The organism is Kitasatospora sp. NEAU-69, from assembly GCF_057158765.1.
The window spans coordinates 162,774-177,254 of the sequence record NZ_JBWXUE010000010.1 but is presented as its reverse complement, the minus strand read 5'-3'; the positions used below and the strand labels follow the sequence as shown (position 1 = coordinate 177,254).

General features: G+C 72.8%; 11 protein-coding genes. 7 read left to right on the top strand and 4 right to left on the bottom strand.

Going from position 1 to position 14,481, the window contains the following annotated elements:
* Positions 1 to 24 precede the first annotated feature (24 nt).
* Positions 25 to 687 (bottom strand): hydrolase, encoded by a 663-nt coding sequence (locus AC060L_RS14285; RefSeq protein ID WP_483799153.1) that lies wholly within the window; start codon positions 685 to 687, stop codon positions 25 to 27.
* A gap of 361 nt (positions 688 to 1,048) precedes the next feature.
* On the opposite strand from AC060L_RS14285, the gene AC060L_RS14280 reads away from it, so the two are divergent.
* The 3 genes from AC060L_RS14280 to AC060L_RS14270 all read left to right on the top strand — a co-directional run bounded on the left by AC060L_RS14280 (position 1,049) and on the right by AC060L_RS14270 (position 4,653).
* Entirely contained in the window at positions 1,049 to 1,882 is an 834-nt protein-coding gene (locus tag AC060L_RS14280; protein ID WP_483799083.1) for an alpha/beta fold hydrolase, read from the top strand.
* Between the two features lie 28 nt (positions 1,883 to 1,910).
* Positions 1,911 to 3,800 (top strand): amidohydrolase, encoded by a 1,890-nt coding sequence (locus tag AC060L_RS14275; protein WP_483799082.1) that lies wholly within the window; start codon positions 1,911 to 1,913, stop codon positions 3,798 to 3,800.
* Positions 3,801 to 3,957: 157 nt separating this feature from the next.
* A complete protein-coding gene (locus AC060L_RS14270) occupies positions 3,958 to 4,653 on the top strand; it encodes a YoaK family protein (protein ID WP_483799081.1) in 696 nt (231 codons plus the stop codon).
* Positions 4,654 to 4,684: 31 nt separating this feature from the next.
* Here AC060L_RS14270 and AC060L_RS14265 read toward each other — a convergent pair whose 3' ends face one another.
* The gene (locus tag AC060L_RS14265; RefSeq protein ID WP_483799080.1) at positions 4,685 to 6,244 is read right to left on the bottom strand and encodes an MFS transporter; all 1,560 of its coding nucleotides are present in this window, start codon (positions 6,242 to 6,244) and stop codon (positions 4,685 to 4,687) included.
* Between the two features lie 634 nt (positions 6,245 to 6,878).
* Here AC060L_RS14265 and AC060L_RS14260 point away from each other — a divergent pair.
* Both AC060L_RS14260 and AC060L_RS14255 read left to right on the top strand, forming a co-directional pair.
* Entirely contained in the window at positions 6,879 to 7,973 is a 1,095-nt protein-coding gene (locus AC060L_RS14260) for an LLM class flavin-dependent oxidoreductase (protein ID WP_483799079.1), read from the top strand.
* Positions 7,970 to 8,623 carry an FMN reductase gene (locus AC060L_RS14255; RefSeq protein ID WP_483799078.1) on the top strand — a complete coding sequence of 218 codons (654 nt, stop codon included), beginning with the start codon at positions 7,970 to 7,972 and terminating at the stop codon, positions 8,621 to 8,623. Before AC060L_RS14260 ends, AC060L_RS14255 begins: the two co-directional genes overlap by 4 nt.
* Positions 8,624 to 8,859: 236 nt before the next feature.
* Here the strand turns inward: AC060L_RS14255 and AC060L_RS14250 are convergent, their stop codons facing one another.
* Both AC060L_RS14250 and AC060L_RS14245 read right to left on the bottom strand, forming a co-directional pair.
* Positions 8,860 to 9,579 carry an alpha/beta fold hydrolase gene (locus AC060L_RS14250; RefSeq protein WP_483799077.1) on the bottom strand — a complete coding sequence of 240 codons (720 nt, stop codon included), beginning with the start codon at positions 9,577 to 9,579 and terminating at the stop codon, positions 8,860 to 8,862.
* Between the two features lie 31 nt (positions 9,580 to 9,610).
* Complete coding sequence (locus AC060L_RS14245; protein ID WP_483799076.1) at positions 9,611 to 10,582, bottom strand: alpha/beta hydrolase; 972 nt, start codon at positions 10,580 to 10,582, stop codon at positions 9,611 to 9,613.
* A 416-nt stretch (positions 10,583 to 10,998) separates the two neighbouring features.
* Between AC060L_RS14245 and AC060L_RS14240 the strand changes: the two genes are divergently transcribed.
* Entirely contained in the window at positions 10,999 to 11,979 is a 981-nt protein-coding gene (locus AC060L_RS14240) for an AraC-like ligand-binding domain-containing protein (RefSeq protein ID WP_483799075.1), read from the top strand.
* 212 nt (positions 11,980 to 12,191) lie between these two features.
* Positions 12,192 to 14,414 carry a helix-turn-helix transcriptional regulator gene (locus AC060L_RS14235; protein WP_483799074.1) on the top strand — a complete coding sequence of 741 codons (2,223 nt, stop codon included), beginning with the start codon at positions 12,192 to 12,194 and terminating at the stop codon, positions 14,412 to 14,414.
* The last annotated feature ends 67 nt before the right edge of the window (positions 14,415 to 14,481 follow it).

Sequence of the window (14,481 nt, the reverse complement as noted above, 5' to 3'; positions counted from 1 at the left end):
TTTCTCTGGTGCTCGGTTGCCGGGTCAGCCGGCCGCGTGCTCGTTGATCATGGTCTGCGCGTAGACCACGCCCAGGCCGTAGGCACCGGCGTGCTCCTTGACCACCTCCATGACCGGGAGGTACGTCTCGGTGCGGGCCCAGTCGCGCTGCAGCTCCAGCAGCACCTGCACCCAGGTCACCGGGACCGCGCCGGCCGCCGTCATCCGCTGCAGGGCATGTTCGTGGGCCAGCGGGCTGACGCCGCCCGAGGCGTCCGAGACCACGTACACCTCGTAGCCCTGGTCCAGTGCCGACAGGGCCGGCAGCACCAGGCACACCTCGGTCCACAGGCCGGAAAGAATGATCTTGCTGCGCCCGGTGGCCTTGACCGCCTCGACCAGGGCCGCGTCCTCCCAGGCGTTCATCGAGGTCCGGTCGACCACCTCGTGGCCGGGGAAGACCGCCTTCAGCTGCGGCAGGATCGGGCCGGAGAAGGACTCGGCGGCCACCGTGGAGAGCACCACCGGGACGTCGAAGACGCGTGCGGCCTTCGCCAGGCCGACGGTCGCGTTGATGATCGCCGAGCGGTCACCGCTGCCGGTGCCGAAGAACATCTGCGGCTGGTGATCGACGAAGAGCATCATCGAGTTCTCCGGCGTCAGCAGGTCGGAGCTGGGGGCGGCGTGCACGTAGTCGAGGTCGACCATGGCTGTACTCACTTTCGGATGGAGGTATGCCACAGGGACGTCGGCGCGGACGTCGCAGGGCTTGGGAGGCTCGGAACCGAGCGGTGGCAGGGACGCGCAACGACGCTCCGGCACAGCCACGACGCTAACCGGCGGCGCCCGCACGTCTCTTCTCCCAACGCGCCCAGGGCTGTTCCCGCACTGCACTCGACTCCCGCACGCCACCAGCACCGGCGCTGCTCGCGGTGTCACTGCCCGCACAGGTCAGAGCCGGTGCGTGCAGAGGAAAGTCGCAGCTCGACGTCTTCCTAGATTGACTCGTGCCAGAGCTCAACCGGCCGTTCCGCTCACGCTGTTCGGCCTGAACGACAAGGACACTCCCATGCCTTTCATCACGGTCGCTGAAGAGAACTCCCACCCCGTCAACCTGTACTTCGAGGACCACGGCACCGGTCGGCCCGTGGTGCTCATCCACGGCTGGCCGCTGAACGGTGCGTCCTGGGAGAAGCAGGTGGCCGCGCTGCTCGCCGCCGGCAACCGGGTGATCACCTACGACCGCCGCGGGTTCGGCGCCTCCGACAAGCCGGCCTTCGGCTACGACTACGACACCCTCGCCACCGACCTCGACGCCCTGCTGACCCACCTCGACCTGTGGGACGTGGTCCTGGTCGGTTTCTCCATGGGCACCGGAGAGGTGACCCGCTACCTCGGCCGCTACGGATCCGAGCGCGTCGACAGGGCCGCGATGCTGGGCGTCGTCCCGCCGTTCCTGCTGAAGACCGACGACAACCCCGGTGGCGTGGACGGCATCGTCTTCGAGGAGATCCAGGGCGCCATCCGCGCCGACCGCCCGGCCTTCCTCGCGGGCTTCCTCGCCGACTTCTACAACGTGGACGTGCTCGGCGGCGAGCGGGTGAGCGACCAGGTGGTGCAGTACAGCTGGAACGTCGGCGTCGCCGCGTCCGCCAAGGCCACCCTGGACTGCGTCCCGGCCTGGCTCACCGACTTCCGTGCCGACCTGCCCGAGATCGACGTCCCCGTGCTGATCATCCACGGCGACGCGGACCGGACCCTGCCGCTGCACTCCACCGCGATCCCGCTCTCCCGGAGCATCGCCGGTGCCCGCCTGGTCGTGCTGGAGAGCGCCCCGCACGGCCTGATCTGGACACACGCCGACGAGGTCAACAAGGAACTCCTCGCCTTCATCGGCGACTGACCCGCCGGCCTTTCGAGAGCGAGAATCCATGTCGAGCATGCCTGTTGCCGGGCTCCGCCCCGGCCACCCCGACCACGCCGCCGACCTGGTGGTGCGCAACGCCAAGGTGTACACCGGCGACCCGCTGCACCCGCGGGCGAGCGCGGTCGCGATCCGCGACGGCCTGATCACCGCTGTCGGGGACGACGCGGACGTCATACCGCAGATCGGCCCCGGGACCCGGGTGGTCGACGCACTCGGACGACGCGCCGTCCCCGGCCTCAACGACGCGCACCTGCACGTCATCCGGGGCGGTCTCAACTACGTGCTGGAGCTGCGCTGGGACGGCGTGCCGACGCTGCGCCAGGCGCTGGCCATGCTCCGGGCCCAGGCCGAGCGCACTCCGCCGGGCCAGTGGGTACGGGTGGTCGGCGGCTGGTCCGCCGACCAGTTCGCCGAGCGCCGGCTGCCCACCCTGGCCGAACTGAACGCCGCCGCACCCGACACCCCGGTCTTCGTCCTGCACCTGTACCAGTCGGCGCTGATGAACCGAGCGGCGCTGCGGGCCGCCGGGTTCGACCGCGGCACCGCCGACCCGGCGGGCGGCCAGATCGTCCGCGGCCACGACGGGCAGCCGACCGGCATGCTGCTCGCCGCCCCCGGCGCCCTGCTGCTCTACGCCACGCTGGCCAAGGCACCGACCTTGGACGAGGCCGAGAAGGCCGCGTCCACCCGGCACTTCCTGCGCGAGCTCAACCGCTTCGGGCTCACCTCGGCGATCGACGCGGCCGGCGGCTTCCAGAGCTTCCCGGAGAACTACGGCACCGTCATGCAACTGGCCCGGCAGGGTGAGTTGACGCTGCGGATCGCCTACCACCTCTTCCCGCAGACCGCCGGACAGGAACTGGACGACCTGGCGCGCTGGGTGGCCACCGTGCGCCCCGGCGACGGGGACGAGTGGCTGCGGCTGAACGGCGCCGGGGAGAATCTCACCTGGGCGGCGGCGGACTTCGAGAACTTCACCGAGCCGCGTCCCGAACTCGGCCCGTACGAAGCCGGGTTCGAGCAGGCCGTGCGGCTGCTGATGGAGCACGGCTGGGGCTTTCGACTGCACGCCAGCTACGACGAGACGATCCGCCGCGACCTGGCAGTGTTCGAGAAGCTGGCCGCCGAGGGCTTCTTCCCGGGTGGGAACCGGTGGCTCTTCGACCACGCCGAGACGGTCTCCCCCGCGAGCCTGGACCGGATCGCCGCACTCGGCGGCGCCGTCTCGGTGCAGAACCGGATGTCCTTCCAGGGCGAGGCGTTCGTGCGCCGCTACGGCGCCGCAGCGGCGGCCGAGGCACCGCCGGTGCGGGCGATGCTGGAGCGCGGACTGACGGTCGGCGCGGGCACCGACGCCACCCGCGTCTCCTCCTACAACCCGTGGGTGGCGCTGCACTGGCTGGTCTCCGGGCGGGCCGTCAGCGGGCGCACGCTCCGCCCGGCGGCCAACCGGCTCAGCCGCGAGGAGGCGCTCGAACTCTACACCCTGGGCGGCGCCCGCCTCACCGGCGAGCAGGACGTCAAGGGCCGCCTGCGGGTTGGGTGTTACGCCGATCTCGCGGTGCTCAGCGCCGACTACCTGACGGTGGACGAGGACGACATCGCGCACATCGAGTCCGTCCTCACCGTGGTCGGTGGCCGCATCGTGCACAGCGCCCAGGAGCACGAGGGCATCGCCCCCGAGCTGCCGGCCGTGGTCCCGCTGTGGAGCCCGGTGGCACGCTTCGGCGGCTACCAGGCCACCCCCGCGCCCAGCCTCACCGGCGTCCGGCAGGCCGAGCTGGTGGTAGAGGCGGCGGCCGCCTCCGACGAGCAGCGCGAGTGGCGGCAGGAGCGCGGGCGGCTGCTTCCCGGCCGGAGCGGGCCGGCTCTCGACGACCCCTGCTTCTTCTGACCCGCCAGGGGATCCGCCGTGGGGCGCGGGGGACCCCTTCCTACTGTGCCCGGCGGCGCCCCCCCCCCCCTACCCCCCCCCCCCCCCCCCCCCCCCCCCCCCCCCCCCCCCCCCGCCGCCACCAGCCGTCCGTCAACATCCCTGAAGGGAAGCTCAGATGACGACCATCCAGTCGGAGAGCACCGTGACCACCGCGCAGATCCGCGACCGCCACCCGCTGGCCCTGGCCCTGTTCGCGCTGACCGCGGTGAGCGGCCTGATCGATGCCGTGAGCTACCTGGGTCTCGGCCACGTGTTCACCGCGAACATGACCGGGAACGTGGTGGTGATCGCGTTCGCCCTGGTGGGCACGCCCGGCTTCTCCGTCGCGGGCTCGCTGACCTCGCTCACGGCCTTCCTCCTCGGCTCGGTGCTGGCCGGCCGCCTGGCATTCAGGCACCACACCGGCCGCCGGGTGCGCTGGCTGCGCACCGCGCTGCTGGCCGAGACGGTGCTGCAACTCGCGGCCACCGCCGTCGCGTTCACCACCGGCGGCGGCCGGGCGCGCGAGGAGGCGCTGATCGCGCTGCTGGCCGTCGCGATGGGCCTGCGCAACGGCACCGTACGCAAGTTGGGGGTGCCGGACCTGACGACGACGGTGCTCACCCTCACCCTGACCGGCCTGGCCGCGGACTCCTCACTGGCCGGCGGCGACAACCCCCGGTTGGGCCGGCGCCTTTACGCCGTCCTGGCGATGCTCGCGGGCGCCGCCCCGGGTGCCGCGCTCGTCATCCGCGGACATCTCGCGTGGGCCTTGCTGGCCAGTACGGTCCTGGTCGCCGCGATCGCGGTCGGCTACCGCGAGCGCGACTGAGCTGTGCCGCCACGCGGGGACCAGGTTGCCCTCACAGCGCGGCGATCGCGTGGGTGACCTCCGGCGCGGCCTCCAGCAGTGCTCTGGCCCGCTCTTCGAACGTCCGGTCGACGCCGGTGTAGCGGTCATGGTGCTGCGCCAGGTGCTCGGACCAGGAGGAGACGACGAAGGTCTCGACGAACCCGCACGGCGAACCGGCCGGTTCCTGGTAGAGACCCCAGCTCGTGGCGCCGGTACGGCGTCTGCTGCGTTCCACCGCGCGCATCGCCTCGGTGAACTCGGCTTCCTCGCCCGGGCGGACCAGGTAGCGGACCGTCACCAGGACCGGTCCGTCGTCGGGTTGCGGCGCCAACGCCACCATGGGCTCGGGCCAGCCGGGCTGTTCGCCGGCGTCAGCGCCGGCAGGCTGGGTCCGCAACGGCCAGCGGACCATCGACCCGGCACCGGCGAGCATCAGCACGGCCGCGCCGATCCAGGCGGCCGACAGCCCGGTCCGGTCGGCGAGCAGCCCCCACAGCAGGGCTCCGGCGGCCTGACCGCCCTGGAAGACCACCAGATAGACGGCCAGCCCGCGGGCCCGCACCCATCCCGGCAGCAGCAGCTGCATCGCGCCGTTGAGCGTGGACAGCGCGCCGATCCACGCGGCGCCGACGCCGATCAGTGCCACGACGGCCACCGGCACCAGCGGCAGCAGCACCATGACGAGGACGCAGAGCGCGAACAGCACGCTCGCCCCGGTCAGCACCGAGGTCGCCGACAACCGTGCGGCGTACCGCGGCAGCAGGCCGGCCCCGGCCACCGCGCCCACCCCGACTGCCGCGAGCAGCAAACCGTAGCCGCCGGATCCGAGCTGCAGCGCCGAGTGGGCCCAGACAGGCAGCAAGGCCCACACCGCCGCCGCGGCGGGGATGAAGAGCACCGCGCGGAGCAGGATCCTGCGGACCCCGGGCGCGTGCCGCACGTATCGCCCGCCCGCCCGCAGCGCCGCCAACGCCCGCTCGCGCTCCGGCTCCCCCGGGCCGCGCTGCGCCGGCCGCCAGCGCACGACGGCGACGGCCACGGCGGTGAAGGAGACGGCGTTGAACGCGAAGGTCCATCCGACACCGACCAGGGACAACACGACGCCGCCCAGCGCCGGGCCGACCGCGCGGGCCAGGTTCATGCTCACGGCGCCGAGCCCGGCAGCCTGCCGCAGCTGCTCCGGCCTCACCAGGGAGGGCTGGATCGCCTGCCAGGCCGGCGACACCAGGGCCGTGCCGCACCCGAGCAGGAAGGTGACGAGCAGCACCTGCGCGGGGCCGGCGTGGTGGGTGAACGCCAGCGCGGCGAGGACAGCGGCCAGCCCGGCCAGCACCCACTGGGCCACGATCAGCAAGCGTCGCCGATCGACCAGGTCGGCCAGCGCACCGGCGGGGAACGCGAGCAGGAACACCGGAAGGCTTGCGGCGACCTGCACCATGGCCACCCACGTGGTGCCGTGGCCGAGCAGCAGCCACTGCACACCGACCGTCTGCATCCAGGTGCCGACGTTGGAGGTGAACTGCGCCACCCACAGGGCGCGGAAGACCCGCTCCCGCAGCGGCGATCGCACGGGCGGCGAGGCTGTGGCAGGTACACGGGCGGGTTGCTGACGAGCCATGGGCAGTCCTCCAGTGCGGATGGGTCCACCGCGAGCACCAGGGGCGGTGTCGCGCGAGGCCCGGAGCCCCGGCGGACGGATCGCCTCACGCTAGGGGTGCGCGGTGGGACGAAATGTTCCCTGCGTGCACGCCGTCCTGCCGATGCACGACCGCGCCCGGGCTATTCACTGTCGACACCAGGCCGTGCACGGTCGGTCAACACGTGCTCGCCGGCCGGTCCTACCGTGCGGTGACGGACTCGACCGTCACCCGGCCCCTGGAAGGAACCCCGCCATGACCATCCGCCGGCGCGACCGTGCTGACGGGGCCGTCCGCCTCCGCCGGCGGCGACAGCGCGATGGTGCAGTTCCCCGGTGGCTACATCGCCGAGATCCACGACGCGGGCCCCCGGTCCTGAACCGACCGTTCCCGCACCGGCTGGGCAGGCCCGGGTATCCGCGCACAGACAGAACCAACCGGGCCCTCCCAGTCGGGAGATGGTGCACAACCAGGCACGACGGCCGGCCGGGCCGGTCCTACAGTCGGCACCGACGGGCCCTCGAACAGCCAGGGCACGCGGATACAGAGCACAGAGGGTGATGACAGGTGCAGTTCGGGATCTTCAGCGTCGGGGACGTGACCGCCGACCCCACCACCGGGCGGACGCCGAGCGAGCACGAGCGGATCAAGGCGATGGTGGCGATCGCGCTCAAGGCCGAGGAGGTGGGTCTGGACGTCTTCGCGACCGGGGAGCACCACAACCCGCCCTTCGTGCCGTCCTCACCGACCACCATGCTCGGCTGGATCGCCGCCCGCACCGAGCGGTTGATCCTCTCGACCTCGACCACGCTGATCACCACCAACGATCCGGTGAAGATCGCCGAGGACTTCGCCATGCTCCAGCACCTGGCCGACGGCCGGGTCGACCTGATGCTCGGCCGGGGCAACACCGGGCCGGTGTATCCGTGGTTCGGCCAGGACATCCGCCAGGGCATCCCGCTCGCCATCGAGAACTACGCGCTGCTGCACGAGCTCTGGCGCGAGGAGACGGTGGACTGGTCGGGCCGCTTCCGGACCCCGCTGCAGTCCTTCACCGCCGCCCCGCGCCCGCTGGACGACACCCCGCCGTTCGTCTGGCACGGCTCGATCCGCTCGCCCGAGATCGCCGAGCAGGCCGCCTTCTACGGGGACGGCTTCTTCGCCAACCACATCTTCTGGCCGAAGGAGCACTTCCAGAAGCTGATCGGCCTCTACCGCGAGCGCTACGCCCACTACGGCCACGGCACCCCCGAGCAGGCGATCGTCGGCCTCGGCGGGCAGGTCTTCATGCGCCGCAACTCCCAGGACGCCGTGCGGGAGTTCAGGCCGTACTTCGACAACGCGCCGGTCTACGGGCACGGACCGTCGCTGGAGGAGTTCACCGAGCAGACCCCGCTCACCGTGGGCAGCCCGCAGGAGGTCATCGAGAAGACGCTGACCTTCCGGGAGACCTTCGGTGACTACCAGCGCCAGCTCTTCCTGATGGATCATGCCGGCCTGCCGCTGAAGACCGTCCTGGAGCAGCTCGACCTGCTCGGCGAAGAGGTCGTCCCGGTGCTGCGCAAGGAGTTCGCCGCCGGCCGGCCCGTCACCGTCCCGGACGGTCCCACCCACGCCGCCCGGGTCGCCGCGGGCGCCGGGACCGTGGCGGCGACCAAGTGAGCGACAGCGCCCTGCGTCTCGTGGTGATCACGGCGGGCCTCTCCGTCCCGTCGTCGACCAGGCTGCTGGCCGATCGGCTCACCGACGCCACCGTCCGTCAACTGCACGACAGCGGAGCGCTGGTGGATCTCCGCGTGATCGAACTGCGCGATCTGGCACGGGAGATCGCCGACAATCTGGTCACCGGCTTCCCGGCGGCACAGCTGCGCGAGGCGATCGAGGCACTCACCGCGGCTGACGGACTGATCGCCGTGACGCCGATCTTCAGCGCCTCGTACAGCGGACTGTTCAAGTCCTTCATCGACGTGGTCGACAAGGACGCGCTCACCGGCTGCCCGGTGCTCATCGCCGCCACCGGCGGGACCGCCCGGCACTCCTTGGCCCTGGAGCACGCCATGCGGCCGCTCTTCGCCGATCTGCGGACCACGGTGGCGCCCACCGCCGTCTTCGCGGCCACCGAGGACTGGGGTTCGACGGGGGACGCGAGCGGCGGCCTCGCCGCCCGGATCGCCCGTGCTGCAGCCGAGTTGGCCGACCTCATGACCGGCCGGCCGGTGCCCGCGCGCGCCGCGGCCGACACGGTCGTCCCGTTCGAGAAGCAACTGGCCGCGCTCGGCATCGGCCGCCGCCCGAACCAGGAGGACCGATGACGACCACCGTGACGGACAATCCCGACCGGTCGCGGCCGAGCGGGGGGCAGCGGACGCGGCACCACCGGTGCCCAGAACGGCGGCACCGGCCAGGAGTGAAGCGGTCACGGTGCGGCGGGAGAGAGGCGGGTTCACGGTGTTCCTCATGGGTTCGTTCGAAGTGGGCCCCTCCGCCGCGCCCACGCCCCGCCGCCGGTTCGGCCACCGGCGGCGGGGCGCAGCGGGCGCCGGGCCGGTCAGGTCGTCGTGGCCCGGACGGCGTTGACGATCAGCTCGGCGACCTTCTTCGGGTGGGCCAGCATCACCAGGTGCGAGGAGCGGACCTCGACCGTGGTCATGTCGGCCCGCTGGTAGCCGTAGCGCTCCACGTCGGGGTTGATGGTGTGGTCGGCGGTGGCCACCAGACCCCAGGAGGGCTTGGTCTTCCAGGCCGCCGCCGGTGCGGCCTCGGAGAAGGCCTGGGCGGCCAGCGGGCGTTGGGACACCGCCAGGACGCGCGCCAGGTCCGGGTCGACGTCGGCGGCGAAGATGGCGGGGAACCTGTCGATCTCCACGGACACGTCGGTGCCGGTCCCGGCCTGGCCGTCGAGGGGGAACGGGGTGTAGACGAGCGCGGCGGCGAGATCGGAGTCCGGGAACCGGCCCTGCAGCTCGCCGAGGCTTTCGCCCTCCTCCAGCGCGTAACCGGCGAGGTAGACCAGCGCCTTCACGTTCTCCTCGACGCCCGCCACCGTGATGACGGCGCCGCCGTAGGAGTGGCCGACCAGGACGACCGGGCCGGGGATCTGCCGCACCACCGAGGCGATGTAGGCGCTGTCACCGATCAGGCTCCGGTTGGGGACCGCGGGGGCCACCACGTCCAGGCCGGCGGCGAGCAGTTCCGGAATCACCTGGGCGTAGCTGGAGGCGTCAGCGAACGCGCCGTGCACCAGCACGACTGTCGGGGCGGTGGTCATGTGGGACTCCTTGAGCAAGTGTGGGCGGGTGTCAGGCGGTGTGCAGGGCGTCGCGCAGCGTCTGCGCGGCCAAGGTGATCGCGGCCTGGGCCGCGTGGGTCCCGCGCAGGGCGTTGAGCATCACGAAGTCGTGGATGACGCCCTGGTAGCGCACCGCGGTCACGGCGACGCCGGCCGCGCGCAGCTTGTTGGCGTACGCCTCGCCCTCGTCGCGCAGCACGTCGGCCTCGCCGGTGATGACCAGGGCGGCGGGCAGGCCGGCGAGCTGCTCGGTGGTGGCGCGCAGCGGCGAGGCGGTGATCTCGGCGCGCTGGGCCGGGTCGGTCGTGTACTGGTCCCAGAACCACTGCATGCCGTCGCGGCGCAGGAAGTAGCCGGTCGCGAACTGGTGGTACGAGTCGGTCTCGAAGGCCGCGTCGGTCACCGGGTAGAAGAGCACCTGCTGGACGAGCACGACATCCCCGCGCTCCTTGGCCATCAGCGTCAGCGCGGCACTCATGTTGCCGCCCACCGAGTCGCCCGCCACCGCCAGCCGCGTACCGTCCAGCCCCTTGCCGGCGCCCTCCCGCACGATCCACTGGGCGACGGCGTAGTTCTGCTCGATGGCCACCGGGTAGCGAGCCTCGGGCGACAGGGCGTACTCGGGGAAGACCACCGCCGCGCCCGCGCCGACCGCCAGCTCGCGCACCAGCCGGTCGTGGGTGTGCGCGTTGCCGAACACCCAGCCCGCACCGTGGATGTAGAGGACCACCGGCAGGGGTCCGGTGGACCCGGCCGGGCGCACGATCCGGGCCCGGACGCTGCCGGTCGGGCCGCCCTCGACCGTGACCCACTCCTCGTCCACCGCGAGCAGCTCCACCTCGCCCGACTGCACCTCGTCGACGGCCTTGCGGCCCTCCGCGGCGGGCAGGTCGAACAGGTACGGGGGCTCGGCCGTGGCCTGCGCGAACGCGGCGGCCGCCGTCTCCAGTACGGGCTGGACCGGCTGGAAGTCGTGCGTCATGTCGTCTCCTCAGAGGTGCGCGTGGTTTCGCCCCGGCGGGGCCGGCCGATGTCCCCAGGCCGGCCCCGGCGTCCCGGGGCACGAGCGTCACCGTAGGACCGCTCGCCGGGGACGCGTTGCCCGACGGCGCCCCTCCTCTGCTCTCTGCGCGCACTCACCGCGCCGCTCGCGGGCGGGAACGCGAACCGCGCCGCGCCGCGCCGCGCCGGTCGACGGCCCGCGCGGTGATGTCGAACTTCTTCCACGCAGCAGGACCGGTCATCTGACAGAAGCGCGATCAGCCGGGCCGAGCCCAAGCTGGTGCCAGGCCGGCAAGGTGAATCCAGGCCGGCCCACGACCGGCCGTACCCCCGCCCCCGAGGCGGGCACGGCAGCACCTCCGAGAACAGACCTCGCCTCAGGCGAAGGGAACCCTTGTGCCGACCACACTGTCCACCGAACCGCTGTCCCCCTCCGAACGAGCCGAGTTGTGGCACGAGGCCGTCTCCCAGGCCTTCATACCGCTTCAGGTCAGCCTCCTGGAGGAGCACCCCTCCGCCGGAGCCATCAGCAGTGATCAGCTGGGAGCCGTGCAGATCTCCCGGGTGGAGGCCGGACCGCAAGTGGTCACCCGCACCAGGCGCGCGATCGCGGCCGACGGCGAGGGCTGGATCACGCTCGCGATGCAGCACCGGGGTTGCGCACGGCTCACCCAGGACGGGCGGGACGTCGTCTTCGGCCCGGGCGAGTTCGCGATCTCCGACTCGAGTCGCCCCTTCGCCAAGGAACTGCCCACCGAGTTCGGCTTCACGGCGTTCCACCTGCCGCGAAACGCCCTGCCCGTGCGCGACGAGGATCTCAGGGCGGCCACTGCCACCGTGTTCGACCCCGACTCCGGATCGGTCGGACTCGTCAGCACCTACCTGCGGAAGCTGGCCTCGGGAGCCGCGGAGTTCGACCCCGGCACGGGGAGGAGGCTCGCCGACACGGCCATCGATCTGCTCGCCCTGGTCATCCAGGAGCACAGCGGCACCCTGAACCCGGCGGCGCCGGAAACGGCATCGGCCATGCTCGCGCGGATCAAGGACTACGCGATGTGCCACCTCGGCGACTCGTCGCTCTCCCCCGAGCAGCTCGCCACCGCGCACCACGTCTCCGTCCGCTACCTCCACAAGCTCTTCCAGGGTGAGGAGACCACGGTGGCCCGCTGGATCCAGCGCCGCCGACTGGAGATGTGCGCACATGACCTGTCCCGGCGCGCCTTCGCCGCACCGACCGTGTCGTCCGTGGCCCGACGCTGGGGGTTCGTCAGTCCGACCCACTTCAGCCGCGTCTTCCGCGCCGCCTACGGCGTCACGCCCCGCGAGTGGCGCGCCCGAGCCGGGGGCAACGAGCCCCCGATCGCCCCGGCTCGGTAGCGGTGTGCGGCTCTACTCCTGCCGGCGACTCAACCAGGTCCTCGCGGACACCCGGATCCGCCAGCAGCTGGATGCAGGACCCGACGGGCTACACCGAGGTCGCGGGCCGGTTCCAGGCCCGCGACTGGTGGCAGGTGCTGTCATCGACGGTCACTCAGAAGTCACCAGGGTCCTCCTAGACTCCCTTTCGGGGGAAGAAACGGGAGGTCACAGTGGGTACAGCAGTCGGCAAGGAAGGCGTGTCGGGCGCCATCACCGCGGTCCTGGCGTCGGAGTCGAGCCCGCCGCCCATCGGCGACGTGCAGGCCGACACCCTGCTGCGGCACGCGGGCGTCCACGGCGCCGGCCTGCGCCGGCGGATCATCCGCGAGGCGGGCGGCAGTCCGCTCGCGCTGCGGGAGCTCGCGATCTCCTGGCGCACGGCGGAGTTCCCCGGCAGCGATCTGCTGCTCCGCTGCCCGCCGCTGACGGAACGCCTGTGCCGCTCGGTCGCGCCGGGTCTGGAGCAGCTGCCGGCGGACACCAGCGCCGTCGTCCTGCTCGCCGCCGTGCATCTGGGCGAGTGCGCCGGTGACGTCCTCGCGTCGGCAGAGCTCCTGATCGGCCATCAGGTCACCGTGGACGTCCTGGGCCCGGCCCTCACCTGCGGCCTGCTCACGCTCGACCAGGGGCGGATCCGCTTCCGCTCCGTCCTGGTGCGCGCCGCCGTCCGGCAGCGCGCGAGCGAGCCCGAGCTGCTCGCCGCCCACGCCGCCCTCGCGCGCGCCATCGAGGATCCGTACCGCTCGATCTGGCACGCCGCCCAGGGAGCGGTCCACCGGGACGAGCAGTTGGCCCACGGGCTGGAGTCCTCGGCCACCGAGGCGGAGCGCCGCCGCGACCCCGTCGAGGCACTGCGCCGCTTGGAGAGCGCGGCCCACCTGACGCCCGGCGCCGGCGATCGGGCCCGCCGCCTGGTGCGGGCCGGCCGCGGGGCCTTCGAGCTCGGCCGTCCCGACCTCGCCGAGCACCTTCTCGACCAGGCCGAACAGCTGGGCCTCGACGAGGAGCAGCAGGCCCTCAGCGACACCGCCTGGTGCCGGTTCACCGCCCGGCCCGAGCGCGGTTCCCCGTCCGTCACCGAGCACTGCCTGCTGTCCTCGCGCCTGGCCCGGGCCGGCCGCCGCTCGGCCGCACTTGACGTCCTGGCGGGCGCGGCCGAGGCGGCGACCTGGACCGACCCCGACCCGCAGGCCCGCGCGGCGATGGCCGACTGCCTCACCGCACTGGCTGACGCGCGCAGCGATCCGCGCTGGGTGCTCGCCCAGGCGACGGTGTCGCCTCATGCGGCGCGACCGGTGATCGTCGGCACGGACCCCACCGGGGCCGAGGAGCTCCGGCTGCTCGGCGCCGCCGCGCTGGCCGTCGGCGAACCGGGCCGGGCGGGCGACCTGCTGGCCCGCGCCGCCCGGCTGCTCCGGTCCGACGGCCGCGACGGCCTGCTCGCCCAGGTGCAGGCCCTGCACGCGCAGGCCGGGGTGCTCGTCGGGGACTGGGACCTCGCCCAGGCGGCGAACGAGGAGGCGCTCGTCCTGGCGGAAGCCGGCGGCCAGGAGTTGTGGTCGATCCGGGCCCGGGCCACCCGCGCGCTGCTCCGCGCGTTCCGCGGCGACCCGGCCGGCTCGGCCGCGGACATCGCCTCGGCGGAGCGGACCGCCGTCGGCCGTCGGAGCGGCCCGGTGCAGGCCGCGCTGCGCCTGGCCCGCAGCGTGGCACTGTTCAGCTCGGACGACCCGAGCGCCGCCTACCAGACCCTGCGTCCGCTCTTTGCGCCCGGCTCACTTCCCCAGCACCGTGCGGCCCGGATCAGCACCCTCACCCTCCTGGCCGAAACGGCGCTGCGCGCCGGCGAGGCCGAGGACGCGAGGGGGCTGATCGCGGGGTTCGGCGACGGCGACTGGCTGCCCCTGCTGACCGCCGTCAACCTCGCCCACGCCAGGGCGCTGCTGGCGGACGGCCCGGACGCCGAGCAGCACTTCGCACAGGCCCTGGACCTCACCCCCCGGCAGTGGCCGTGGCCGCGCGCCCGGATCGAGCTGGCGTACGGCATGTGGCTGCGACGCGACCGCCGCCCGGGCCAGGCGCGGGTGCCACTGCGCGAGGCGCTGCACACCTTCGAGCTGCTCGGGGCCACAGCCTGGGTGGAGATCACCAGCCGGGAGCTGCGGGCGGCGGGGGTCGACCGGGGCACCGCAAGCGGTCACCTGGTCGAGCAGCTGTCGGCCCAGGAACTGACGATCGCCCGGCTGGCCGCCACCGGGCTGACCAACCGTGAGATCGGCGAACGGCTGGTGCTCTCGCCCCGCACCGTCGGCTGGCACCTCCACCGCGTCTTCCCCAAGCTCGACGTCACCTCCCGGGCGCAGCTCGCCTCACTGATGGCGACCGCGGCGTGACGATCGGCGAGCCGGCCGACGCCGACGCCTTTGGCTGCGGGCGTACCCGACCTATAGCGTGCACCCA